The organism is Actinospica durhamensis, from assembly GCF_018139695.1.
Lineage (GTDB): Bacteria > Actinomycetota > Actinomycetes > Streptomycetales > Catenulisporaceae > Actinospica > Actinospica durhamensis.
In genome coordinates, this window is the sequence record NZ_JAGSOG010000124.1 from 1 (window position 1) to 23614 (window position 23614).

Annotated in this window: 19 protein-coding genes; 11 read left to right on the forward strand and 8 right to left on the reverse strand. The window is 72.7% G+C overall.

The genetic code is table 11. From position 1 onward, the window contains the following. Positions 1–1270: mannosyltransferase YkcB-related protein (locus KDL01_RS22585; protein ID WP_212530569.1), on the forward strand; the 1270-nt coding region annotated here is incomplete at its 5' end. 99 nt (positions 1271–1369) lie between these two features. Here KDL01_RS22585 and KDL01_RS22590 read toward each other — a convergent pair. The 7 genes from KDL01_RS22590 to KDL01_RS22620 form a co-directional block, all read right to left on the reverse strand. Then, positions 1370–3064 carry an ABC transporter substrate-binding protein gene (locus KDL01_RS22590; protein ID WP_212530570.1) on the reverse strand — a complete coding sequence of 565 codons (1695 nt, stop codon included), beginning with the start codon at positions 3062–3064 and terminating at the stop codon, positions 1370–1372. A gap of 253 nt (positions 3065–3317) precedes the next feature. Then, entirely contained in the window at positions 3318–4778 is a 1461-nt protein-coding gene (locus KDL01_RS22595; RefSeq protein ID WP_212530571.1) for a class I adenylate-forming enzyme family protein, read from the reverse strand. A 6-nt stretch (positions 4779–4784) separates the two neighbouring features. Then, the gene (locus KDL01_RS22600) at positions 4785–5999 is read right to left on the reverse strand and encodes a DegT/DnrJ/EryC1/StrS family aminotransferase (RefSeq protein WP_212530572.1); all 1215 of its coding nucleotides are present in this window, start codon (positions 5997–5999) and stop codon (positions 4785–4787) included. Further along, on the reverse strand, positions 5989–6849 hold the full coding sequence (locus KDL01_RS22605) for a DUF4037 domain-containing protein (RefSeq protein ID WP_212530574.1): 861 nt from the start codon (positions 6847–6849) through the stop codon (positions 5989–5991). The genes KDL01_RS22600 and KDL01_RS22605 overlap by 11 nt, the downstream gene beginning before the upstream one ends. Before the next feature lie 17 nt (positions 6850–6866). After that, positions 6867–8696: an ATP-binding cassette domain-containing protein gene (locus tag KDL01_RS22610; protein ID WP_212530575.1), complete on the reverse strand. Its 1830-nt coding sequence runs from the start codon at positions 8694–8696 to the stop codon at positions 6867–6869. Next, the gene (locus KDL01_RS45400; RefSeq protein WP_212530576.1) at positions 8693–10564 is read right to left on the reverse strand and encodes an ABC transporter ATP-binding protein; all 1872 of its coding nucleotides are present in this window, start codon (positions 10562–10564) and stop codon (positions 8693–8695) included. The genes KDL01_RS22610 and KDL01_RS45400 overlap by 4 nt, the downstream gene beginning before the upstream one ends. 2 nt (positions 10565–10566) lie before the next feature. After that, positions 10567–11661, reverse strand: coding sequence for a sedoheptulose 7-phosphate cyclase (locus KDL01_RS22620; RefSeq protein ID WP_212530577.1), 1095 nt, complete (start codon positions 11659–11661; stop codon positions 10567–10569). Between the two features lie 231 nt (positions 11662–11892). Here KDL01_RS22620 and KDL01_RS22625 point away from each other — a divergent pair, with 231 nt between their 5' ends. The 4 genes from KDL01_RS22625 to KDL01_RS22640 are packed head-to-tail and all read left to right on the forward strand — an operon-like array spanning position 11893 to position 16341. Continuing rightward, positions 11893–12615: an SDR family NAD(P)-dependent oxidoreductase gene (locus KDL01_RS22625; RefSeq protein ID WP_212530579.1), complete on the forward strand. Its 723-nt coding sequence runs from the start codon at positions 11893–11895 to the stop codon at positions 12613–12615. Further along, positions 12612–14096 carry an alpha-L-fucosidase gene (locus KDL01_RS22630; RefSeq protein ID WP_212530580.1) on the forward strand — a complete coding sequence of 495 codons (1485 nt, stop codon included), beginning with the start codon at positions 12612–12614 and terminating at the stop codon, positions 14094–14096. The genes KDL01_RS22625 and KDL01_RS22630 overlap by 4 nt, the downstream gene beginning before the upstream one ends. Beyond that, the gene (locus tag KDL01_RS22635) at positions 14093–15397 is read left to right on the forward strand and encodes a condensation domain-containing protein (protein WP_212530581.1); all 1305 of its coding nucleotides are present in this window, start codon (positions 14093–14095) and stop codon (positions 15395–15397) included. Before KDL01_RS22630 ends, KDL01_RS22635 begins: the two co-directional genes overlap by 4 nt. After that, positions 15394–16341, forward strand: a complete 948-nt coding sequence (locus KDL01_RS22640; RefSeq protein ID WP_212530582.1) for a phosphotransferase — start codon at positions 15394–15396, stop codon at positions 16339–16341. The genes KDL01_RS22635 and KDL01_RS22640 overlap by 4 nt, the downstream gene beginning before the upstream one ends. On the opposite strand, the gene KDL01_RS22645 is transcribed toward KDL01_RS22640, so the two are convergent. Then, the gene (locus KDL01_RS22645) at positions 16328–16573 is read right to left on the reverse strand and encodes an acyl carrier protein (RefSeq protein ID WP_212530584.1); all 246 of its coding nucleotides are present in this window, start codon (positions 16571–16573) and stop codon (positions 16328–16330) included. The genes KDL01_RS22640 and KDL01_RS22645 overlap by 14 nt on opposite strands. Before the next feature lie 45 nt (positions 16574–16618). Between KDL01_RS22645 and KDL01_RS22650 the strand changes: the two genes are divergently transcribed. The 6 genes from KDL01_RS22650 to KDL01_RS22675 form a co-directional block, all read left to right on the forward strand. Beyond that, a complete protein-coding gene (locus KDL01_RS22650) occupies positions 16619–18259 on the forward strand; it encodes an AMP-binding protein (protein WP_212530585.1) in 1641 nt (546 codons plus the stop codon). 1 nt (position 18260) lies between these two features. Then, a complete protein-coding gene (locus tag KDL01_RS22655; protein WP_212530586.1) occupies positions 18261–19826 on the forward strand; it encodes a condensation domain-containing protein in 1566 nt (521 codons plus the stop codon). Continuing rightward, positions 19826–20704: a transketolase gene (locus KDL01_RS22660; protein ID WP_212530587.1), complete on the forward strand. Its 879-nt coding sequence runs from the start codon at positions 19826–19828 to the stop codon at positions 20702–20704. Before KDL01_RS22655 ends, KDL01_RS22660 begins: the two co-directional genes overlap by 1 nt. Continuing rightward, complete coding sequence (locus tag KDL01_RS22665; protein WP_212530588.1) at positions 20701–21720, forward strand: transketolase family protein; 1020 nt, start codon at positions 20701–20703, stop codon at positions 21718–21720. The genes KDL01_RS22660 and KDL01_RS22665 overlap by 4 nt, the downstream gene beginning before the upstream one ends. Continuing rightward, positions 21717–22643, forward strand: a complete 927-nt coding sequence (locus KDL01_RS22670) for a TIGR03560 family F420-dependent LLM class oxidoreductase (protein WP_246576825.1) — start codon at positions 21717–21719, stop codon at positions 22641–22643. The genes KDL01_RS22665 and KDL01_RS22670 overlap by 4 nt, the downstream gene beginning before the upstream one ends. Continuing rightward, positions 22640–23614: condensation domain-containing protein (locus KDL01_RS22675; protein WP_212530590.1), on the forward strand; the 975-nt coding region annotated here is incomplete at its 3' end. The genes KDL01_RS22670 and KDL01_RS22675, both read left to right, overlap by 4 nt.

Genomic DNA, 23614 nt, shown 5'->3' on the forward strand with positions numbered 1-23614 from the left:
GGCGGGGGTGTGGGTGCTGGCGACGGCGGCCGCGTCGCTGGTCTGGGTGTGTTTCTTCGCGCTGACCCCCTCGGCGGACCGGCCCTACGCCGACGGCAGCACGAACAACTCGATGTTCGCGCAGGTCTTCGTCTACAACGGCGAGTTCCGCTTCGGCTCCGGCGCCTACATCAAGCCCTTGGCAGATCCGGGCGCCGAGGCGGTGGAGGTGCAGGAGGACAACGACCAGGCGGCGGGGGCCGGGTTCTATCCGGCGTCCGAACTGACCAGTCCCGGCTGGGACCGGCTGCTGGTCGGTCCGCTCGCCCGGGACTGCGACTGGATCGCGCTGCTGGCCGCAGGCGGCGCGGTGGCCGGGTACGCGGCGCGGCGGCGGGCCGGGCGCGGGGATCCGGCCAGGGCCGCGATCGTACTGTGGTCGACCTGGCTGGTGGGCTACGGGGCCGCGTTCAGCAGCGCGCACCGGATTCAGGGCTACTATCTCGCGACGCTGATCCCGGCGATGGCCGCGTTGGCCGCGACCGGGGCGTGGACGCTGTGGCGGGCCGCGCGGGCGGGTTCCCACCGGGCCGGGATCCTGCTCAGCCTGCTGATCGCCGGCCAGGCGGCCTTGGCGGCCTGGCTGCTGCACAACGCGTACGCCTGGGTCTGTGTCCTGATACTGTGCGCGGCCGTGGTCGCGGCCGGACTGCCGGTGCTGCGGCGCTCGGGCGCCGGACGCGGCCTGGTCGCCGCAGCGGCCGCGCTCGCCCTGTTGGCCGGCCCGGTCGGGGCGTGCGTGTGGCTGGAGATCCGGGCCGGCGGCCCGTTCGACACGGCCGCTTCCGACCAGGGCACGGTGGCCCGGCCGAGCCTGAGCGTGAGCGCGGGCCGCACGTCGATCGTGGGCGGGTACGGCGCGACCATCCACGGACAGTACATCACCGGCCAGTGGCCGACGTACATGGCCGAGGGCGTCACCGAGCAGACGCGGCTGAACGCGCTGCACGGGGAGATCCTGGTCTTCTCCTCGGCCGAGGCCGCCGACTACATCCTGTTCGGCGCGACAAGCGTTCTGCCGGTCGGCGGGTTCACCGGCGACGTGCCCTCCCCGAGCGCCGAACAGGTCAAGCAGCTGATCGCCTCGGGCAAGATCGCCTTAGCCATCGTGCCCGACGACACCGTGCTGACCTCGAACGACCCCCGGGTCCTCGCCGTCGAGCAGTCCTGCGTGCAGCTCGACTTCTCGACCGCGCAGGCCGCTTACCGCCTGTACGGCTGCAACGGCTGAGCCGGCCGGCCTCGCCGCGCACGGCACGGGTCCCGCTCCCGCCGCAGCACGCGGACGAGGAGCAGGACCCGGACTAGGACGACCCGGACCGGGACCGGATCAGTCGCCGGTGCCGTACTGCTTGGCGACGCCCTCGTAGAAGGTGCGCAGCGTGTTGCCGGCCTGAGACTTCCAGGTGGTCAGCGCGTTCTGGTAGTCGGTCACGGTCTTGCGGCCCAGGCGCACGTCGGTGATGACGGACTCGATGGCGGTGGTGGCCTTCGAGGTCGAGGCCGGCTCGGTGATGTTCATGGCCCAGAACAGCGGCTTGTAGGCGTGCTTGCACGCGTTCGCCTGCGAGGCCAGGTGGCCCTGGGTGACCGAGTTGTAGCCGGCGTTGAAGGTGACGGCCTGGCAGTTGGCCAGCTGGTCGAAGGTGTCGGTGACGACCTTGTTGCCCTCGGCGGTCAGGGTCGGGCCGGAGGAGGTCATCGTGTAGTCGGTGCCCTCCTTGCCGTAGCGCGAGAGCAGGTACTCCTCGCTGCCGAACGGAGCGGCGAGGTAGTTCGCGATCCGCAGCAGCTCCTTGACCTGGCTGTCCGAGAGGTTCTTGTTGAGGTAGGAGAACATGCCCGCGCCGGCCTCGAGGCCGATCGTCGGGGTGCCGCCGTCGAAGGCGAACACGTCGAGGGCCTGCCGGTCGTAGGCGGCGTTGGCGGCCTGGCCGCTGACCGCGTCCGCGCCGTTCCAGGCGCCGACGCCGTCGGCGGTGATGACGACCTTGCCGGCCCAGAAGCGGTTCTTGGCGTCGGCGGAGTCGCCGGCGATGGCCGAGGGGTGCACGTAGCCGCTGGTGGCCAGGGACGCGGCGAACTCGAGCATCTCGGCGAACTCGGGCATCTCGTACTTGCTGATGAAGTTGCCGCTGGAGTCCTTGGTGAAGCCCACGCCCGCGGAGATCGGGATGTTGAAGGGCTGGTACAGGTAGGTGCCGAGGTCGTCGAAGGCGTACTGGCCCTTGGACTTGACGGTCAGTTCGGCGCCGAGCGCCTTGAGCGCGTCGGCGCTGGTGATCGTGGAGGCGTCGATGCCGGCGGTCTTGAAGATGTCGCCGCGGTAGAAGATCGACCCGGCGAAGGAGGCCGCCGAGGTCCACAGCGGGATGCCGTAGAGCTTGCCGTTCCACACACCCGCGGCCCAGCCGCCGGTGGGGATCGCCGCGAGGTTCGGGTACTCGAGCGCGTTGTCGCCGGAGAGGTAGGGCGTCAGGTCCTTGAAGTACTTCTGGACGCCCTCGTCGAAGTTCTGGATGGCGGCGGTGTTCCAGCCCGGCACGTCCAGCCAGTCCGGGATGTTCCCGGAGGCGAACAGCGTCGAGAGCATGGTGGCGTAGTTGTTGCCGTCCGAGGGGTTCTCGTTCAGCGTCGCGCCGATCGCCGCGTTCACGGCCTGGTAGTAGCTGTTGCCGGCGGCCGGGACCGAACCCCACAGCGGGGTCACGGCCTTGTACGTGCCGCCGGAGCCGATCGTGCCGGTGACGGTCTTGACCGGGTTGGCCGGGAAGCTCAGGAAGCCCGGGTCGGAGGCCGCGCCGTTGATCCCCTGCACCGAGGGGATGTCGGGCGTGATCGAGGTCTGTGCCTTGAAGGTCGGCACGACCGAGTTCACGGCCTTCTTGTTGGTCACACCGGAACTCGTAGTGCTCGCGCTGCTTCCGCAGCCCGAGAGTAGGGGCGCCGCGGCTATCGCGCCCGCGGCGGCGGCGCCGGTGGTCACGAACCCGCGCCGGGTGAAGGCGGTGGTGGAGCTCGACATTGAACTCTCCGTCAGAGTCGGTGGTTGCGTCCTCGAAATTCGTCGAAGCGCTTCAACAATGGGATGAGGCTAGGCCTTCACCTGGGCACAGGCAAGAGGCCTGAATCTCAGTTGGATTACGGGTACACCGAGGCCACGGCTGTTTTCCGGCAGCCCGAACACACCCTCTGATCTGCGAGAAAAAGTGAGCCTTGACCACCGTCCGGCTCACTCTTCGATCTCTGCGAGAGAGATGAACACCTCGATAGTTTGCCTATCGAAGCGCTTCGACCATGCGTTCGAGCACCTCGCGACGGACCTTGCCCGCCGCCGTGCGGTCCAGGGTGCCGACGAGACGGAACTCGCCGGGGGTCTCGCGCGGCGAGAGCCGGGCGAGGCAGTGGGTGGTCAGCTCCAGCGGCGTGAGCCCGGGGCCGCCGTCCGGGCCCGGATCCGCCGGCACGGGCACCACCAGAGCGACGAGGCGGTTGCCCAGAACCTCGTCCGGGACGGCCACGACCGCGGCGTCGCGCACCCGCGCGTGGTCGAGCAGCGCGGCTGCGGCGCGGTCGGTGTGCACGTTCTCGCCGCCGATGACCACCATGTCGTCGGCCCGGCCCTCGAGGTAGAGGTATCCGGCCTCGTCGAGGCGGCCGAGGTCGTGCACGGTCCGGTAGCCGTCGCGCTCGGCCGGCCCGCCGGCCAGGGTGACCGTCGGGGCGGCGGAGGTGCGCATGTAGACGGTGCCGACCTGTCCGGGCGGCAGGATCCGGCCGGTCTGCTCGTCATGGATCCGGATGCGGGTGAAGAAGCCGCGGCCGACCGTGTCGGGCCGGCTCAGCCATTCGTCGGCCCGGCACAGCGTCACGCCGATGCCCTCGGTCGAGGCGTACATCTCGTGCAGCCGCCGGGCCCCGATCGCCTCGATCCAGGCGTGCCGGGTGCGCGGAGCGCAGGGCCCTGCGGTGTGCAGCACTCCTTGCAGGGCACCGACCGCCTCGGGCACGCCGGCGAGCGAGGGTGCGAGCAACTGCATGTGGGTCGGGGTCAGCTGGGTCCAGGCGGGCCGGTGCCTGGCCATGGCCGCGAGGACCACGGCCGGGTCGAACAGCCGCGGCGCGAGGATCGTGTTGCCGCTCAGGACGGCCTCGATCAGGTGCGTGTACGGCGCCGCGTGCGACCAGGCGCCGGCCACCAGCTGGACCTGCCCGGACCGCCAGCCGGTGCGCTGGTAGAGCAGCGGGGCGCCCCTGGCCTCGTCCCAGACCGGCGCGCCCGGCCGCAGCACGGGTTTGGGCGCACCGGAGGTGCCTCCGGTCAGCAGCACGGCGCCGCCGCCCGGACCGCGCGGCGCGGTGTCCGAACCCTGCGGCCGCGCCATCACGTCGCCGTCGAGCCGCCGGACCGTGCGCCCGGTGCGCTGCGCGATCGCGTGCACCGCCGGTTCGAGCGCGGCCGGCCGCAGCGAAGGTTCCACCACCAGCGCCGTCGCGCCCGCCCGCAGTACGCCGAGCAGGTTCGCCAGGGCCTCGGCGCCGGTCGGGGCGGGCACCAGGACCGCGCCGTCGACCGCCGCCGACTCAAGGCCCTGCGCCACACGTGCGCTGAGTTCCTCGAGCCCTTGCCAGGTCAGCGTCTCCTCGGCGCCGGCGTGGTCGACGGTGACGAGCGCGCGGTGCTCCGGCCGTTCGTGCGCGAGTTCGCGCAGCCGCGCGTCCAGTCCGATCGGTGCCATCGCGGGCTAGCCGGCCGCCACGACCGTGTGTACGAGATCCGAGATCCGGGCCACGTCCTCGCCGGTGATCCGCTCGTTCCACCACAGCACCACGGCCCGGTCGATGAACTCGCGCATCCCGTCGAAGGCGTCGGCCTTCGCGTCGCGCCGGCCGGTGGCCGCCTCGGGCTCGCCGACGAGGCGGGTGGGATGGCGGTCGAACAGGCTCTTGGTGAACAGCGGCAGGTGCAGGTAGCAGGGCTGGACGACGGCGTGGCGGGCGTCGAGCTCGGCGTCGAGCCGGTCGCGCACCCCGGGCAGCGCCTCGGGATCCACGCTCAACAGGTACTTCCAGTAGGTCTGCAGCTCGCCCGGCCCGCTGCTCGGGCAGGTGATCCCGGGCAGGTCGGCGAGGGCGTCGGACAGCTCCTGCGCCCGGGCCACCCGGGTGGCGACGAAGCCGGTCAGCTTCTCCAGCTGCGCGCACAGCACGGCCGCCTGAAGCTCCGTCATCCGCGCGTTCACGCCCGCGATGGGGTGGTCCTCGGTGCGCGAGCGCACGCCGCCCTCGACGCCCTTGTTGATCCAGGAGCGCAGCGGCACGGTCAGGCTCGGGTCGTTCACCAGCATCAGGCCGCCCTCCCCGGCCGAGATGTGCTTCGTCTGCTGGGTGCTGTAGCAGGCGACCGCGCCGAAGGTGCCGACCGGCACGTCGGCGTGCCGCGCGTCGTACGCCTGGGCGCAGTCCTCGATGATCGCCAGGCCGTGGCGCTGCGCGAGGGCGGCGATCCGGGTCATGTCGCAGGGCTTTCCCACCAGGTGCGTGACCACGATCGCCTCGGTGCGCGCGGAGACGGCCGCCTCGACCGAGTCCGGGTCCAGGTTGCCGGTGATCGGGTCGACGTCGGCGAACACCGGCACCAGGCCGGCCGCCGCGATCGGGGCCACCCCGCCGATGTCGGACAGCGGCGTGGTGATCACCTCGGCTCCGCGACCGAGGCCGAGCGCGACGAGCGCGGCGTGGATCGCGGAGGTGGCCGAGGAGCAGGCCACCGCGGCGGGGGCGCCGTAGCGCGCGGCGAAGGCCGTCTCCAGCCGGCCGACGAAGCCGCCGGAGTCGGACAGCAGCCGGCCGGTGCCGAGCACCTCGGTGACCGCGGCCAACTCCTCCGGGCCGAAGCTGTGGCCGGAGGCGTCCTCCTCGCACGGAATCCAGCGCTCGGGGAGCGTCTCAGTGGTCATATCCCCACTCCTGTCCCGGGAACTGCGCCCGCACCAGAGCCATCGTCTCGTCGATCAGGGCGATCAGCCGTTCGCGCTGGCCGATCGTGTCCGCGGCGTCCGTCGGATAGAGAATCCGCGTGATCCGCTCCTCGGCCCGCGCCGGGACGGCCGAGAACGTCGAGACCAGGCGCAGGTTGTTGCCGTCGCCGGGGTAGTGGGCGCGGTTGAGCGCGGCCCACGCCTGTACGACGTGGTGGACCAGCTTCGTGGTCAGCCCGGCGAGGAAGACGAGGTCGCCGCGCCGGGTCTTGTTGCGGTAGTGGTAGTCGCCGCGCCAGTACAGCAGCGGCGGCAGGTGTCGTCGCAACGTCGCCACCCGCACGGAATCCGGGTACGGCTCCAGCCGCGCGCGCCACCGGCCGACCAGGTCGTCCTCGTCGTACACGGCGATCTGCCGGGCCAGGTCGGCCAGCGGGTGATAACCCCAGATCGTCCAGATCAGCTCGTCCGGCACGCCGTCGCCGGCCAGCCAGGAGTCCACCGAGGCGTCGACCTCGGCGACGGTGCGGAACCAGGGTTCGTCCAGGACCACGCCCCGCTCGTCCCACCTGCGCCGCAGCGCCTGCCAGGCCGGCTCCCACCCGGGTCCGGGCACCGGGCGCGGCTTGTCCGAGTAGAAGCGGAAGTCCACGTCCGACAGGGCGTCCGAGGTCCCCTTGCTCATCGAGCCGCTGAGGGTCAGCGCGTGGCGTCCGGTGTCGTAGTGCCGGAACACCTCGAGCGCGTCGGCGGCGGCGTCGAGCACGGCCTGCGGGAGTTCGGCCGCGGCGGGAGCGAGGACGGGCACGGGGGCGGGAGTCGGATCCAACGGTCCTCCAAGGGGATTCACGCGGCGCCCGCCTCGGAGCGGGGCCGGGCGGACGGCGGCGTGGGGTCGAGCAGGGCGTCCCGCTGGCGGGTGTACATCGCCGCGTACAGGCCGCCGCGGGCCATGAGTTCCTCGTGCGAACCGGACTCGTGCAGCCGGCCCTCGCTCAGCACCACGATCAGGTCGGCCGAGCGGACGGTGGAGTAGCGGTGCGTGATGGCCAGCGTGATGGTGCCGTGGGCCGCGGCGCGTTCCCTGGCCAGGGCCGCGTTGCGGGCGAAGATCTCGTGTTCGGCCAGGGGATCGAGCGACGCGGTGGGTTCGTCCAGGACGACGAGCAGCGGGTCCGGGCGCATGCAGGAGCGGGCCAGGGCGAGGCGCTGCCACTGTCCGCCGGACAGGTCGGTGCCCTCCCCCGCGCCGCCGAGCCGGGTCTCGAGGCCCTGCGGATGCAGGCCCACCACCTCCTCGGCGCCGCCGCTCGCCACGGCCGTCAGGATCCTGGCGTCGTCGGCCAGGCCGGTCAGGTCGCCGATGCCGACGGCCTCGCGGATCGTGGTGGGCAGCCGGACGTAGTCCTGGAAACAGGCGCTGATCCGCGTGCGCCAGGCCGGCATCCCGGCCGTTGTCAGTTCTCTGCCGTCCACGCCGATGCTGCCGGCGGTGGGCGCGTACATGCCGGTCAGCAGTTTGACGAGGGTGGACTTGCCGGAGCCGTGCGCGCCCACGACCGCCACCAGCGAGCCGGCCGGCAGGTCCAAATCAAGGTCCTGCAACGCGTCGCGTCCGGCGCGGGGGTAGCGGAATCCGACGCCCCGCAGGGAGATCCCCTCGGCCAGCCGCGCGGGCGGCTCGCCCGCATCGGCGGCGCCGGCCTCGCCGCGGCGCACCTCGTCAGCGATCAGGTCGTGGATCCGGGCCACCCGGCCGCCGCGCACGACCTCGGCGGTGCCGTTGACCATCGCCACCGCGATGCCCTGGAACTGGAGCGAGACGGTGATCAGCGGGACCGCGTCGGCGGCGGGCAGGGCCGCGCGGCCGATGCCGAGGTACATGATCCCGACGAAGCCCGCGATGAACACCAGCCAGGCGAGCGCGAGCGCGCGGGCGGCCGCCGCCTGGCCGCGGGCGCGCAGCGAGGCGCCGCGGTCGGCGTGCAGGCGGTACTCCTCGAGCACCGCGGGCATCGCACCGCTGATCCGCAGCTCGCTGCCGGCGGCCGGGTCCACCACCGTCGCCAGCAGGCTCTGCGCGGTCCGCTCCCACCGCGAGGCGCGCTCCTCGGCGCGCACGGAGTGCTCCAGCGCCCGCGCCGAGGCGTAGACCAGCGGCAGGCACAGCGGAATCAGCAGCAGCGAGATGCCCGGGGACGAGCCGATCGTGGGCAGCGTCAAAGCCAGGCCGGCGGCCACGGCGAGCAACTGGGCGCCGCCGGTGAACGCGGAGACGACCACCCAGCCGTCGAGTCCGACCCGGATCCGGTCGAGCACGTCCGGGTCCTCGAGGTGGTCCACGCCCACCCGCTGCGCGACGGCCCGCAGCAGCCGGGTGGAGAGCCCGAGCCCGGCCTGTTCCAGGATCTCGATCCGCAGCAGGTAGCTCTGGAACAGCGCCTGGGCGCACACCGCGAGGGCGCAGGTGGCCGCGGCCGCGTAGCCGAGGGCTGATCCGCCCTGCCCGGCGGACGCGGCGATGATCAGGTCGCGCAGGAACCAGGCGAGCAGCGGCTGGCACAGCGCCAGGGCGGCCCAGCACAGGATCAGCGCCTGGAACTCCCGGCGCCGGGTGGACCAGAGGATCCCGGCCACCTCCCGGGCCAGGGCGAGGTTGCGGCGCAGCGCGGTCATCGGCGCGCCTCCAGGACGTCTTCGAGGCCTGCGTCCTCTGGGTCGTCCGCGTCGTCGAGGTCCTCGTCCGCCCGGTAGTGCTCGGCCTGGGCCGCGTACATCCGGGCGTAGTCCCCGTCCAGCGCGATCAGCTCGTCGTGGGTGCCGCTCTCGGCCACCCGGCCGGCCCGCAGCAGCACGATCCGGTCGGCGCGCCGGATCGTGGCCAGCCGGTGCGAGACGATGATGACGGTGGCGGACTCGGCCAGGGCGCCCAGTTGGCCGAGCACCAGTGCCTCCGCCTCGGCGTCGAGGTGGGCGGTGGGTTCGTCGAGCACGACGATGTCGCGCCCGGCGTGCACCGCGAAGGCCGCGCGGGCCAGACCCACCCGCTGCCACTCGCCGCCGGACAGCTGCACGCCGCCGTCGCCGCCCGCGCCGAGCCGGGTGTCCCAGCCGTCGGGCAGCTTCGCCAGCAGATCCTCCAGGCCCAGGCGCGGCAGCACCGCGTCCACGAACGCGGTCTCGTGACGGCGTTCGGGCGCGCCCAGCACGACGTTGCTGCGCAGCGGCAGGTCGTAGTGCACGAAGTTCTGCGGCATCACCGCGATCCGGCCGCGCCAGCCGGCCGCGTCGACGCCGCGCAGGTCCGCGCCGTCCACGGTGATCCGTCCGGCTCCGGGCTCGTACAGCCGGGCCAGCAGCTTGGTCACGGTCGACTTGCCCGCGCCGTTCGGGCCCACCACACCGATGGTGGCGCCCGGGCGGATGTCGAGGTCCACCCCGCGCAGCACGGTGATCTCAGTGCCCGGATAGTGGAAGTCGACCTGTTCGAAGCGGATGTGCGGCGGCGGTCCCGCGGGGGCGTCGATCCCCACGACCGGCGCGGCGTCCTCGAGCTCCGCCGCCGCACGCTTCGCGCTCACCGCCAGGACCTCGGTCGCCGCGCGGTAGACCGGCCGGGCGTGCTCGATGGCCAGGTTCTCGCCCGCGGGTTCGCTCAGCCGCCACGCGGTGAGGATGGCGGCGAGCGCCGGCACCGGTCCGGCGCCGGCCAGGTCGTGGTCGCCCACCACCAGCGCCAGCGCGCCGAACATGCCCGCCGCGCTCACCGCGAAGGGGAGCCGGCTGGTCCGGCTGGCCCGGCGCCGGCCCCGGCTGACCGGCTCGAACCGGGCCGCGGCCGAGCTCAGGAAGCGGCCGAGGGACCAGTCCGCGAGTCCGAAGACCCGGATCTCCTTGGCCGCGGCCGGATCGATGTGGAACTGGCGCCAGTACTCGTACCAGCGCGCGGGCGCGCCGATCAGGCTCCAGGACGCGTAGATGTAGCCGAACGAGCGCTGCTGCAGCCGCCGCCGCACGATCAGGGTCAGCGCCGCGATCAGCGCCGCCCAGGGCGAGCGCTCGGCCACGATGGCCAGGCACCAGCAGCAGGCCAGGATCTTGGCGGCGAGCCCGACCGCGGCCGCGATGGCGTTGCCCGGGGTGTGTCCGCGCCGGTCGTCGCCGAGCACGGCCAGGTTCCCGCGCATGGCCGAGGTCTCGCTGTGCTCGATGGTGGTCGGCCGGTACAGGGCCCTGACCACCCGGTCGCGCAGGCGCACGTCGATGCCGCGGGCGATGCGCGACTGCACCGGGTCGACCACGAGCTCCATCAGGCGTTGCAGGGCCAGCAGCACGCCGAGCACGAGCAGCGCGGAGAGCACCGCGCCGGAGCGCCCGGGGCCGGCCTTTCGGTCCACCGCCTCGAAGACCCCGGAGAACGCGCTGACCAGCGCCACCGGGAACATCGCCTGCACCAGCTGCAGCCCGGCCAGGGCGGACAGCCTGGACGGCCCCGAGGCGGCGAGGAGATCGGAGTGCCCGCGCAGCGCGGGGATCGAACGCACCGTCAGACGACCTGTCGCAGCCGGGCGACGGCCGCGGCCAGCTCGGCCCGGGTCAGGTCCTCCAGGAAGGCGTGCTTGCCGAGGTCGATCGGGACCGGCAGGTGCTGCGCGCCGTCGCGGTGCCGGGTGACCTCGGTCAGGGTCTCCCAGAGCAGGTCCACGTCGGCGAAGCCGGGGTGGCGCACCGGGAGCGCGCAGCGGCGCATGACCGCGGCGATCTCCGGCAACGCGTCCACCGCGAGCAGTCCGCGCCCGGCCGCGATCGACGCGCTGAGCAGGCAGTCCAGGGCCACCGCGTGCCCGTGGTGCAGGCCGGTGCGCAGCTCGATCAGGGGGCTGAAACTGTGGCCGAAGTCGACCCGGCGGGCCAGGTCCTGCTCCCACAGGTCCTCGCTGAGCTCGCCCACCATCACCTCGAGGGCCAGGTTCATCAGCTCGGCCGCGGCCGGGTCGGTGGCGAACCACTCCGGCGTCCAGTCCCCCGACAGCCGGGCCAGCCGGCCGAACAGTTCCTCGGAGGCGATCAGCCCCAGCTTGAAGACTTCGCCGAGGCCCTGTGAGATCTGCTCCACCGACTGCGTGGCCAGGAATCCGTGGTCGACCACGGTCAGCGCCGCGGGCCAGAACGCGCCGAGCCGGTTGCGGAAGCCGTTGTGGTCGATGCCGGTCTTGATCGCGGCCGAGACGTCGACCTGCGCCAGCAGGGTGGTGGGCACCCGGACGTAGGGCACGCCGCGGCGGTAGATGCTGGCGGCGAAGCCGACGAGGTCGCACAGCACGCCGCCGCCGATCGCCAGCACCGGGCTGGAGCGTCGCAGCACCCGCACCTCGTCCATGGCGGCCACCACCCGCAGCACCGCGTCCAGGTTCTTGTTCCGCTCGCCCCCGGCCAGCGTCAGGATCCGGTGCGGGGTACCGGAGAGCAGGGCCTGGATACGCGCACCCCGACCGGGCCAGATCGCCTCGTCCACGACCACGAGCAGTTCGCCCGCGCAGTCCTCGAGCACCGTGCGCAGCGGGCCCGCGGGCGAGAGCGCCTCGCCGCTGGTCACCACCGAATAACGGTGATTTCGGTCGCGCGAGACGGTGATGGACATGACCCTCCTCGAAAACATCTGATGACTGACCCTGGAAACGGGCATCCACCAATGCCGCTCAGGTGCCAACCATGAAGCGTTCACAGCGCCCTGTCAAGGCCCGTTCCGCGGCTCTTCGCCCCCCTGTACGACAAAGTCCTACTTGACAGGCCGATCGCCGCCACGGCTAAAGTTTCGAGTGATCCGATGAATGAAGTTCGGGTTCAGCCTTGATTCCCAAAGGAGGGAACCATGCGCACCGCCCTGGTGACCGGCGCGGAACGCGGCCTCGGCCTGGAGACCGCACGGGCGCTATTGCGCCTGGGCTTCACTGTCGAATTGGGGGTGTTCGATGTGGTCGAAGGCGAACGGGCGCGACGAGAACTCGCAGAATTCGAATATGTCGGCACCGTGCCGCTGGATGTCCGCGATGATCGAAGTATCGAAAAGGCATTCGATGAGATCGGCGAACGGCACGGCGTTCTGGACGTCCTGGTGAACAACGCCGGGGTGACCGGAATGGCCTCGGCCGCCGAGGTGACGCGCGCCCAGCTCGAGGAGATATTCCACGTCAACGCCTTCGGCCCGGTCCTGGTGACCAAGGCCGCGCTGCCGCTGCTGCGGCGCTCGGCGAGCGCGCGGATCGTGAACGTCTCGAGCGGCGGCGGCTCGCTGGCCCGGGCCTCGGCCTTCGCCGGCTCCGGCCTGCCCGCGCTCCCGATCCTGGCCTACGCGACCTCGAAGTCCGCGCTGAACATGATCACCGTGCAGACGGACCTGATGCTGCGCGGGGACCCGCAACTGCGGCACATCAAGGTCAACGCGGTCTCCCCGGGCACCTCGGCCACGCACGTGAGCGGCTTCCAGGGCCAGTCCCCGGCCGAGGGCGCGCGGATCATCGTGCAGCTGGCCACGATCGAGGACGACGGGCCCTCCGGGGGCTTCTTCGAGCTCGACGGACCGGTGCCCTGGTGACCGGGATCGCGCCGGTCGGATTCCTGCCGACCGGAGACTCACTCGCGGCGCACACCGCCCCGGCCTGGTGGCACGAGGCGAAGTTCGGGATCATGGTCACCTGGGGGCCGTACTCGGTCCCGGCCTTCGCCTGCCCGACGCACTCCTTCTACGGGTTCGCCGAGTGGTACTGGTTCTACCAGCAGGTCGCGCCGGAGCAGCTGCGGCGCGCGGTCCCGGGCTTCGCGGACGAGGACGGCGGGGACGGCCACCCGCACCTCGAGTTCCACCGGCGGGAGTTCGGCGAGGACGTCACGTACGACGACCTGATCGACCGCTGGGGCGCCGAGGAGTGGGATCCGCGGGCCTGGGTCGAGCTGTTCGGCGAGGCCGGCGCCCGCTACCTGGTCCTGGTCGCCAAGCACCACGACGGCGTCGCGCTGTGGCCGAGCGCCACCACCGATCGCCACACCGGCCTGCTCGGGCCGCGCCGGGACATCGTGGGCGAGCTGACCGCCGCCGCGGCCGACTCGCCGCTGCGCACGGGCCTGTTCTACGCGATGGCGGAGTGGTTCAACCCGACGCCGCGCGAGGGGCGGGCGGGCAGCGAGGACGAGCCGCTGTTCGACTTCGCCTTCAACCGGCGGCGCAATCCGCGCAACGCGTTCACCGGCGAGACGGTCCCCTACCGCGGCTACCGGCCGGTCGAGGACTACGCGGCCGATCACGTGCTGCCGCAGCTCGCCGAGCTGGTCGAGCGTTATCGGCCCTCGATCCTGTGGTTCGACCTGCCGGGGGACGACGCGTACTACCGCTCGAACCAGATCGTCGCCGACTTCTACAACGCCTCGGCCCGCACCCGCCCCGAGGGCGTCGCGGTCAACGACCGGGCCGGGTTCACCGCGCACGCGGACTTCCGCAGCTTCGAGTACGGACATGCCGAGGCTCCGGCCGAGCACGCGCTGCCGTACGAGGCCTGCTGCGCGATCGGCACCTCCTTCGGCCACAACCGCGAGGAGACCGAGGACCTGTTGGCCAGCACGGCCGAGCTCGTCGCGATCCTGATGGACACCGTCGCGCGCGGCGGGAACCTGCTGCTCAACGTCGGCCCACGGGCGGACGGCACGATCCCGCGGGCGCAGGCCGACCGGCTGCGCGGGATCGGCCGCTGGCTCGCGGTGAACGGCGAGGCTGTGTACGGCAGCCGGGCCTGGGATCTGCCGGCCGACGGGACGACGCGGTTCACCGTGGGCGCCGACGGACGGCTGTACGTCGCGGCGCCGCCGGGCCCGGCGGCCGAGCTGCGCTTCCCCGTCGGCAAGGCGGTGCCGGTCGAGGCGGGCGGAGTCGTCGAACTGCTCGGGTATGACGGAGCACTGACGTGGCGGATCGAGGGCGAGCAGGCCGTGGTGGCGCTGCCGGAGTGCGACCTCGCCCGCACCGAGGGCGAGCCTTTGTTCGTACTCAGATACACCGCTGCCGAGGAGGCTGAGGGCCGATGAAGCGCCTGCCGATGCTCGTCGGCCAACCGCCGCTGCTGGCGACGCCGGTCGGCTCCTGGCCCGAGGTGGCCGCGGATCTTCGAGACCTGACGCAGGCCCAGGCGCACGAGGTGCTCGCGAGCGTGATCGAACGGCACGAGGCGCTGCGCATGGTCGCCGCGTCGGCCGCCGGCGACGCCCAGTTCCTCCTCGACCCCGCCGATGTCGAGGTGCATCTGCACGATCCCGCCGACGCCGTCCCCGCGACGTGGCCGCAGGACAGGCCGCGCTGGTTCGCCGTCCTCGACGCGTCGGCGCGTCGGCTGGTGCTGCGGGTCTGTCCGTCGTGCAGCGACCGGCCGGGCCTGGAGATCCTCGCCCGGGACCTCGCCGCGGCGGTGAACGCCGCGCCGCCTCGGCCCGCGCCGTCCCTCGCCGCCGTCGCACTGCGCGAGGCCGATCCGCGCAACCGGGCCACGCTCCGCGCGAACGCACAGTATTACAGCACTCTGATGACGCAGCCGTGGACCGGAAAGCCCGCGGCGCAGCGCTCTGGCTCGCACCGTTGGCAGCAGGCGACGGGCGCCGTGAGCGCGGCCGTCACGCGCGCGTTCGTCGGGCACGCCACGGCCGTCGGCGTCTCCTGGCCCAATCTGGTGCGCGCGGCGTTCTTCCGCGCGCAGGAGGTGGTGTGGTCGCACGGCGAGATCGTGGTGACCGAGACCCACCCGCAGCGTGACGACGACGAGCGGCGCCGATGCGTCGGCCCGCTGTCCGTCGCCGTGCCGCTCGTCCTGGACCTCGCCGAAGCGCTGATCCAGAGCCCTGACGACTGGGCCCGCAGCCTCGAGCGCCGGTACCGGGAAGCCCTGGCCCACCTGCCGGTGGATCCGGCTGCGATCGCGCCTGAAGCAGCCTGGTCGACGCACCGGCGGCCCCGGTACGCGGTCGAGATCCGCGATCACAGTATCCTGCCGCCGCCGCAGGGCCCGAACGTCGCCCCGAGTTCGCCGAGGACGGTGTTCGAGGCCGAACGCGGCACCCATGGCTTGAGCTTCGTCGTCGCGGACCACACCGCCCGCTGCGGCCCCTACTCACTCGACCTGCTGGCCACCTGCCTGATCGGCACGATCGAGTCGTACGCCGGACTGACGGACACGCCGGCGATCCGAGTGCTCGAGGAGGCGTCGCGGCTGCGCGCCTCGGTCGGGCCGTGGGCCTGTCTGGAGGATCGCGGCGGAGCGCTGGTCGCGTACACGCCGTCGACACCCACGCCGACGCTCGCCGAGAGCTTCGCCGCCGGCCCGGGATGGTCCTCATGAACGCAGCAGACCCGTCGACCGAGCCGACTGAGCTGACCGAGCCGACCGTGTCGGTGCGCGAGGCCGTCGCGTCCATCCCGCTCTTCGCCGACGAGGACGAACTCGTCATCGAGGCACAGTCGGGTGTGCGCAGCCTCAACAACAGCATCTGGGTGGTCAGCACGCGCGGGGCGAAGGAACGCTACGCCGTGCGCCTGGCCGACGCGCGCAGCGCTGCGGGGCTCGGCATCGACCGGACCGAGGAGGAAGCGGCGGCCCGGGCCGCGGCGGCGGCCGGGATCACGCCGGAGCTGCTGCACTACGACACGGCGACCGGCACGATGGTGACGCCCTGGGTGGAGGGCGCGTGCTCGCCGACCGGCGCGGACCTGGCCGACCCGGACACGCTCCGGCGGCTGGTCGCGCTGGTGCGGCGGATGCATCAGATCAGTGCCCTGCCGGGGCGGCCGGGCGCGGTCTTCCACCGGATCAGACATCTGGTGGGCAGCGCCCGCGCGGCCGGAGCCGAGCTGCCGCCCGGGATCGAGGACGCGTTGGCGCACCTGGACGAGGCCGAGGCACACAGCGCGCAGCGCACCCCGGTGCCGGGCCTGAACCACAACGACCTGTGGGAGAACAACATCCTGGACACCGGTGCGCGGCTCTACCTGGTGGACTGGGAGTTCGCCGGCTCCGGGGACGGGCTCTACGACCTGGCCACGATCTCGATGGCGGGCGGGCTCGACCCGCGCGCGGACGCGGCGCTGCTCGGCGAGTACGGCCTGAGCGGGCCGCTGGCCGCGGCGGACCTGGAGTCGATGAAGTGGGTGGTCCGGTTCTTCGAGGCGGCCTGGGCGCTGGTCCTGCACGGCCTGAAAGGTCGGAGCGGTTCCGGCTTCGACTACGCGGGCCACGCGCGGTACATGTTCGGCACGCTCTCCGATCTCCCGGCTACCGACCGGTGACCGGGTCCGCGGCGGCGGCCTTGACGAGCTCGCGCACACGCCGGGGAGTCGCCGCGTCGAGCAGGTCCCACAGATCCAGATCGACGTCGTAGGCCTCGGAGATCCGGGTGAGCAGCGTGGTGGCGCGCAGGGAGTCCACACCCGCGGTGACCAGGTCCTCGTCCGGTCCGATCGGGGCCTGGAGCACGGACTCCCACAACCGCAGGTATTCGATCTCGTCATTGATGTCCATGCCCTCGAGTATAACGCTAGATAAGGCCTTTGGGATGTGTGCCCGATGAATTCCCTCTCTGATCTGCCGGCCGCCGCGGCGCTGCGACGCCCGGACGCGACGGCCTTCGTGGCCGAGGATCCCAGCGGATCCGTCGCCGTGACCTGGGATGAATTGGCGCGGCGGGTCGCCTCGATGCGCGGCGGGCTGCGGGCACGGCGGGTGGGCCGCGGAGACCGGGTCGCGCTCTCGATGCGCGGCGGGCCGGATCTGGTGGCCGCGCTGCTCGCCGTCGTCGCAGAGGGCTGTGTCGCCGTCGTGCTGCCGACCCCGCGCGGCCGCCGCGACGGCGCGTACGCCGACCGGCTGGCCGGGGTGTGGGCCGACTGCGCCCCGGCGCTGCTGATCGAGACCCCGGCCGAGGCCCGGCGCCGCGCCGCGATCGAGGGCCTGACCGCCGTCACCTCGGCCGACGCCGCCGAGCTGGCCGCCGCCGATCCCGTGCACGAGCCGGGCGCGCCAGGGGACGACGAGACGCCGGTGATCCTGCAGTACACCTCGGGATCGACGAAGCGGCCGCGCGGCGTGGTGCTGACCACCGGGATGCTCGAGGCGAACTGCCGCCAGGCGCGGGCCGCGTACGGCGACCACGAGGACGACGTGGCGGTCAGCTGGGTGCCGCTGTACCACGACATGGGGCTGGTCACCGCGGTCGTCAGGCCCCTGTTCTCCGGCTACACCTCCGTGCTGTTGCAGCCCGCTGACTTCATCGCCGAGCCGATCCGCTGGCTGCGGGCCGTCCACGAGCACCGGGCCACCCTCTCGAGCGCACCCGACTTCGCCTACGCGCACTGCGTCCGGCGCATCCCGCAGGCCGACCTGGAAGGGCTCGACCTGAGCTGCTGGCGGATCGCGCGCAGCGCCGGCGAGGTGGTGCGGCCGGAGACGATGGACGCGTTCACCGCGTTCGCGGCCCCGGCCGGATTCCGCGCCGAGGCCTTCTGTCCGTCCTACGGCATGGCCGAGGCGACGCTCACGGTCACCGCGAGCACGCCGCGAGCACGGCCTCGCAGAGTACGGATGAACCCGGCCTCGCTCGCGCCCGGCGCCATCGCGACACCCGACCCCGATGGCAGGGAGCTGCTTTCCAGCGGGCCGCCGGTCCCGGACACCACGGTCGACGTCGTCGGCGCGGCCGGAAAGGAAGGCCTGGTGGGCGAATTGGAGATCCGTGGCCCTCAGGTGATGAGCGGCTACTTCCACGCTCCCGCGCCGCACACCCCGGATGGCGCGCTGCGTACCGGAGACCTCGGCTTCGTCCTCGACGGCGAGGTCTTCGTACTCGGCCGCGCCGACGACGCCATGGTCCTCAACGGCGCCAACCTCTTCCAGCACGACCTGGTGGCCGCGTGCGGCTCGGTGCCCGGCATCCGCCCCGGCCGGGCCGCCGCGTTCGTGGACGACCGGATCCCGGACCGGCAGGAGGTCGTCGTGGTCGCGGAGACCACGCCCGGCTTCGCGCAGGACGCCGACGACGCGGGCCGCGCGGCGCTCGTCGCGGCGGTGCGGGCCCGGGTGCTGGACCGGCTCGGCGTGATCGTGGCACACGTGCAGACGGTGGAGGCCGACGCGCTGCCGGTGACCACGAGCGGCAAAGTCCAGGTCGCGGCGATCCGCGCGGCCTGGCTCGAGCGAAGGAGCAACTGAGGTGGCCGACCTGACGTCCCTGCTGGTCGAGACGCTCGAGGCGGTGCTCGGTGTGACCGGGGCGAGCCCGGACCTGTCGTTCTTCTCGGCCGGCGGGACCTCGCTGCAGGCCGAGATCTACGCCCGCACGGCCTCGGCCGCGACCGGACGCACCGTCACCTTCACCGACATCTTCCAGCACCCGAGCCCCGAGGCCCTGGCCGCCGCGTTGACCGCGCGCGAGGACCCGGCGGCGGGCGGGTCTGTAGCGGCGGCTGCGTCCCCCGGGCCGACGTCGTGGCGCCCGGTCAGCGAGAATCAGGCCTCTCGGCTGGAACGGCTGCGGCGGTCCGAGGAGTCCGGGCGTCCGGCGTTCCGCGGCCATGCCGAGCTGATCGTGGCAGGGTTCGATCTCGATGGGCCGCTCGATGCCGAGGCCCTCGACGCGGCAGCCCGCGCAGTCGTCACACGTCACAGCGCCCTGCGAACGGGCTTCCGGATCTCGGACGAGGGCTTCGCGCAGCGCGTCGAGCCCGAGTCGTACGGCGTCGAGTCCGTGGACGCGCGTCACCTGCACCCGGCTGAAGTGCTGGAACTCGCATGGCAGCCTCTTGATCTGCGCGCCGGCCGGCTGGCCCGCTTCCTGCTCGCCAGGTACGCCGAGGACCGGCACCAGCTGTGGGTCACGATGGAGCACATCGTCAGCGACGGTGTCTCCGGACACGTGGTCCTCGGCCAGCTCGCCGACGAGTACGCGCGCCGAGGGCCCGCACCCACCGACGACCTGCAGGGCTTCGAGTTCGCCGATCTGGAGGCGGCGCTGTGCCGGGACACCCAGGGCCAGGCGGCCGAAGGCCACTGGCTGCGGCAGATCGGCGACGGACCGGTCTGGCGCACGTATGCGCACCCTGATCTTGCCGGGCCGGGCGAGGACCCGGAGGCCGGGGACGTCCTGCTGCTGCGGAGCCGGCCGCTCGAGCTCGGCCGCGCGCTGCGGGCCAGGGCCGCGCAGCACGGCACCACGCTGCACGCCCTCGTCGTGCTGGCACTCGCCCGCGCCGCCGCGCAGGCCGCCGCGACCCGCGACGTGACCGTGTACTGGTACACCGCCAACCGCAACCTCCCCCGCGTCGCCTCGACCGTCGGCTCCCTGGCCGGCCTGACCATGGCGCGGGTCGCGCACGTACCGGAAGGCCGCGGCGAGGCCGACATCCGGGCCGTCGCTCGCACCGTGGCGGAGTCGATGGCGTACGCCTTCCACCCGATCGAGCGGATCGCGCGCGAGCACACCGGGCAGTGGCTGATGCCGGACGACGAGCCCTTCCTGGTCCTGCACGTGAACGAGGGCCCGGAGAGCGCCGAACCGCGTGCCCCGCTCGAGTTCGCCGGCTTGCGCACGGCGGCGGCGCGCACCTACGGCCGGCGGGAGCGGCGGGGCTACACCCTGGACGCCTCCATCGGCTACACCGCCACGACCTTCCAGACCGGCCTGAGCTACCGGGACGGGATGATCCCGGGTCCGGCGGCCGCCCGGCTGCTGGACTCATTCACCGAGGAACTTGACCGCATCGCGGAAGGAGCGCCCTGATGATCAGTACGCAGGCGCCGTTGGACGAACGATCCCTCGCTCTGCGCCGGACCGCGCTGGCCTCGCTGGTGGCGACCGGCGGCGGGCACGTCGGCGGCTCGTTCTCCGCCATGGAGATCATGCGCGCGCTCTACGACACCGTCGCCACCCACGACCCGGCCGACCCCGCCGACCCGGGGCGCGACCGCGTCATCCTGAGCAAGGGCCACGCCTGTCTCGCCCAGTACACCCTGCTCGCCGACCACGGCTACCTGGACCCGGCCGAACTCGCCACGGTCGGCAAGCGCGGCTCGCGGCTCGGCGGCCACCCGGAACGCGGGCTGGTGCCCGGCGTCGAGTGCTCCACCGGCGCGCTCGGCCACGGCCTTTCCCTGGGGCTCGGGATGGCGCTGCAGCTGCGGCGTCGGGGTTCGACCGGCCGGGTGTTCGTCGTGCTCGGCGACGGCGAGCTGGGCGAGGGCTCGGTGTGGGAGGCCGCGATGTCCGCGAGCCACCACCGGCTGGCGAACCTGAGCGTCCTGGTGGACCTCAACACCCTGCAGTCGGCCGGCCCGACCCGGGAGATCCTGGACCCCGGCTCGCCCGCCGCCCGCTTCGCCGCGTTCGGCTGGAACACGGCCGAGGTGGACGGCCACGACCCGCAGGCCCTGGCCAAGACCCTGCAGGCGCCGCGGGCCGAGCCGGAGCGCCCGCTCGCGGTGATCTGCCACACCGTCAAGGGCCGCGGGCTCGACCTCGCCGAGAACGTGCCGACCTGGCACTACCGGATCGGCTTCACCGAGCCGGAGCTGGAGTCGCTGTGGCGCTCCCTCGGCGCCGACCAGACCGCACAGCCGGATTCGCCGGTTTCCGGATCACAGCAGGAGGCTGACGCATGAGCACCCCCACCGTCTGGGACGTGGTCCACCACGCCGCGCGCGAGGATCAGCGGGTGGTGTTCATCGGCTCCGACCTCAACCCGACGATCCTGTCCGGGATGCGCACCGAGCTGCCCGGCCAGTTCTTCATGGAGGGCATCCAGGAGCAGAACGTGATCGGGATGGCCGCCGGGATGGCGCTGGAGGGCGCCCGGCCGGTGGTCTCCACGATCTCGACCTTCCTCACCCGCCGCTGCTTCGAGCAGATCCTGATCGACATCGCCCTGCACGAGCTGCCGGTGGTGCTGCTGGGCACCGGCCCGGGCGTGGCCTACCACCACTTCGGCCCGACCCACTGCGCCGTGGACGACCTGGCCCTGCTGCGCACCGTCCCCGGCCTGACCCTGCTCTCGCCCAAGTCGATGGCCGAGGCGGCGGCCCTGACCGACCAGGCCGTGCGCGCCGGGGTCTTCGCCTATCTGCGGGTGCCGCGCTACGAACCGGCGCCGATCGCCGCCGACCTCGAGCCCCCGGTACTCGGCCGGGCCGTGCGCATCCGCGACGGCCACGACGCGACGATCGTCGCCCTCGGCTCGCTCACCCCGAACGCCCTCGTCGCCGCCGAGGCCCTGGCGGCCGAAGGCCTGTCCGTGGCGGTGGAACACGTCCACACGGTGCGCCCGCTCGACCCGGACCTGATCGCGCGGGTATCCCAGAGCCCTGTGGTCGTGACCGTCGAGGAGCACCTGCGCGACGGCGGCCTCGGCACCGAACTGCTGCACCACCTGGCCGACGCGGCGTGCGGCACAGGCCGGATGCCCAGGTTCCTCCGGCTGGGCCTGGAGACCCGATTCGTGTCCGGCTACGGCACCTGGGAGGACGCGATCGCCGAAGCCGGCCTGGACACCGCCGGCATCGCCACCGCCGTCCGCACCGTCACCCGGCCGCTCGAGATCCCCGCCGCGGACACTGCTGCCGTGGCCGCTCCCGCCACGGTCGCTCCTGCCACGGTCGCTCTGAAAGGCAGCCCCCGATGATCCGTCTGAGAATCCTGGCCGAGTCGCAGGACGGCGCCTCGTACGACGACCTGCGCACCGCGGCGGTACTCGCCGAGGAACTGGGCTTCGACGGCTTCTTCACCACCGACCACTACCTCCCGCTGCACGGCCGCGCCGCGCTCATCCCGCCGCTCGACGCGTGGACGACACTCGCCGGCCTGGCCCGGGAGACCTCGACGATCCGCCTCGGCACGCTCGTCACCCCGGCGACGTTCCGCCTGCCGGGCCCGCTGGGCGTGATCGTGGCGCAGGTGAACGCGATGTCCGGCGGCCGGGCCGAGATCGGGCTCGGCGCGGGCTGGTACGAGGCCGAACACAAGGCCTTCGGCCTGCCGTTCCCCGACGTCGTCACCCGGTTCGACCGGCTCGAGGAGCAGCTCGAGATCCTCACCGGCTACTGGCGCGCCGAAGCGGGCCAGAGCCTTGACTTCCACGGGCGCCACTTCCAGCTGGAGGCCTGCCCGGCCGGAGTCCAGGCCGCGGCGCCGACCCCGCGCGTCATCCTCGGCGGCCACGGCAAGCCGCGCGGCCTGCGCCTGGCCGCCCGCTGGGCCGACGAGTTCAACATCGAATTCCCCCGCCCCGGCGTCATCGAGCGGGTCGTCCAGCGCGTCCACGCAGCCTGCGACGCCCGGCAACGCGACCCCGAGACGCTGACGATCTCCGCAGCGCACCTGGCCTGTGTGGGCGACACGCGCGAGGACTTGGCCGAACGCGCCCAGCGAGCCGGGCTGGACCTCTCCCTGGATCTCGGCGCCCTGATCGGCACGGTCGACGAAGTGGCCAAGAAGCTGGCCGACATCGAGGCCGCCGGCGTGAGCTGCTTCTACCTCCAAGTCCCCGACCTGCGCGACACCGAGCACCTGCGCACACTGTCCCAGCTGAACGCGAGCCCACGGTGAACCAGACCCCTGCCACGGTCGTCCGCCGGGAGGTCGCCTTCCGCGCCGAGACCGGCGGCAGCTTCGCGGCCACCTGGGGCCAGCGCTACATCAGGGCCGAGATCCGGCGCATCGCCCCGGCCGACGACTGGAACCGCCAACTGCGCACGTACCTGCCCGCCGACGAACACGGCCCGGTCACGATGGACCGCGCACTCGAAGCCATCAGAACCCTGACCGAACGGCACGTGGCGCTGCGCACCAGGTTCCGGCTCGATCCGGGCGGCGGCGTCGAGGAGCAGATCGTCGAGGCCGCGGGCCGGGTCACCGTGGAAATCGTCGACGCGAACGACCCGCAGCAGTGCGAAGACGAGGTCTCCGCGCGGCTCGGCGCCTGGACGGCGCAGCCCTTCGACCTCGAATGGGACTGGCCCGCCCGCATTATCCTCGGCACCTATGGCTCTGCCGCACACATGATCGGCCTCGTCACCCCACACGTCTCCCTCGACGGCGCCGGCGCCGTGGCAGTCGTCGAAGACCTACACCGCATCGTCGCCGGCCGGGCCCCAGCCCCAATCGGCCTAGACCCCCTCACCGCAGCCGCCGAGGAATGCGGCCAAGCAGCCCGCGCCCGCAGCGACCAGGCCCTGGACCTGATGCGCCCAGCACTCACAGCCGCACAAGCCAACCCCCTGCGCACCCGACGCCACACCCCCACCGTCGCCCGATTCCAGTCCGCGCACCTCAGCACCGACGCATTCCAGTCGGCCCACGACTACCTGAGCCGCAAACTCGGCCTCTTCGCCTCAGGCGCGATCACCCTCGTAGCCGCCGCCACCGCCCTGCGGGAACAACTCGGCCCGCCCACCACCACGTTCAAAGTCGAGTGCGCCAACCGCTGGACCAACAAAACCCGCGCGTACGTCGGCCACCGCGCCCAACCGATCTACATCGCCGCCCAAGGCACACCCACCGACCCCGCCGCCGAGATC

Bases quoted from the DNA above. Each gene is read 5' to 3' on its own strand.
- KDL01_RS22610 (WP_212530575.1), bottom strand. From the start codon at position 8,696: ATGACCGCGCTGCGCCGCAACCTCGCCCTGGCCCGGGAGGTGGCCGGG.
- KDL01_RS22650 (WP_212530585.1), top strand. From the start codon at position 16,619: ATGAATTCCCTCTCTGATCTGCCGGCCGCCGCGGCGCTGCGACGCCCG.
- KDL01_RS22670 (WP_246576825.1), top strand. From the start codon at position 21,717: ATGATCCGTCTGAGAATCCTGGCCGAGTCGCAGGACGGCGCCTCGTAC.
- KDL01_RS22620 (WP_212530577.1), bottom strand. From the start codon at position 11,661: ATGTCCATCACCGTCTCGCGCGACCGAAATCACCGTTATTCGGTGGTG.
- KDL01_RS22590 (WP_212530570.1), bottom strand. From the start codon at position 3,064: ATGTCGAGCTCCACCACCGCCTTCACCCGGCGCGGGTTCGTGACCACC.
- KDL01_RS22635 (WP_212530581.1), top strand. From the start codon at position 14,093: ATGAAGCGCCTGCCGATGCTCGTCGGCCAACCGCCGCTGCTGGCGACG.
- KDL01_RS22645 (WP_212530584.1), bottom strand. From the start codon at position 16,573: ATGGACATCAATGACGAGATCGAATACCTGCGGTTGTGGGAGTCCGTG.
- KDL01_RS22625 (WP_212530579.1), top strand. From the start codon at position 11,893: ATGCGCACCGCCCTGGTGACCGGCGCGGAACGCGGCCTCGGCCTGGAG.
- KDL01_RS22665 (WP_212530588.1), top strand. From the start codon at position 20,701: ATGAGCACCCCCACCGTCTGGGACGTGGTCCACCACGCCGCGCGCGAG.
- KDL01_RS22640 (WP_212530582.1), top strand. From the start codon at position 15,394: ATGAACGCAGCAGACCCGTCGACCGAGCCGACTGAGCTGACCGAGCCG.
- KDL01_RS22660 (WP_212530587.1), top strand. From the start codon at position 19,826: ATGATCAGTACGCAGGCGCCGTTGGACGAACGATCCCTCGCTCTGCGC.
- KDL01_RS22595 (WP_212530571.1), bottom strand. From the start codon at position 4,778: ATGGCACCGATCGGACTGGACGCGCGGCTGCGCGAACTCGCGCACGAA.
- KDL01_RS22600 (WP_212530572.1), bottom strand. From the start codon at position 5,999: ATGACCACTGAGACGCTCCCCGAGCGCTGGATTCCGTGCGAGGAGGAC.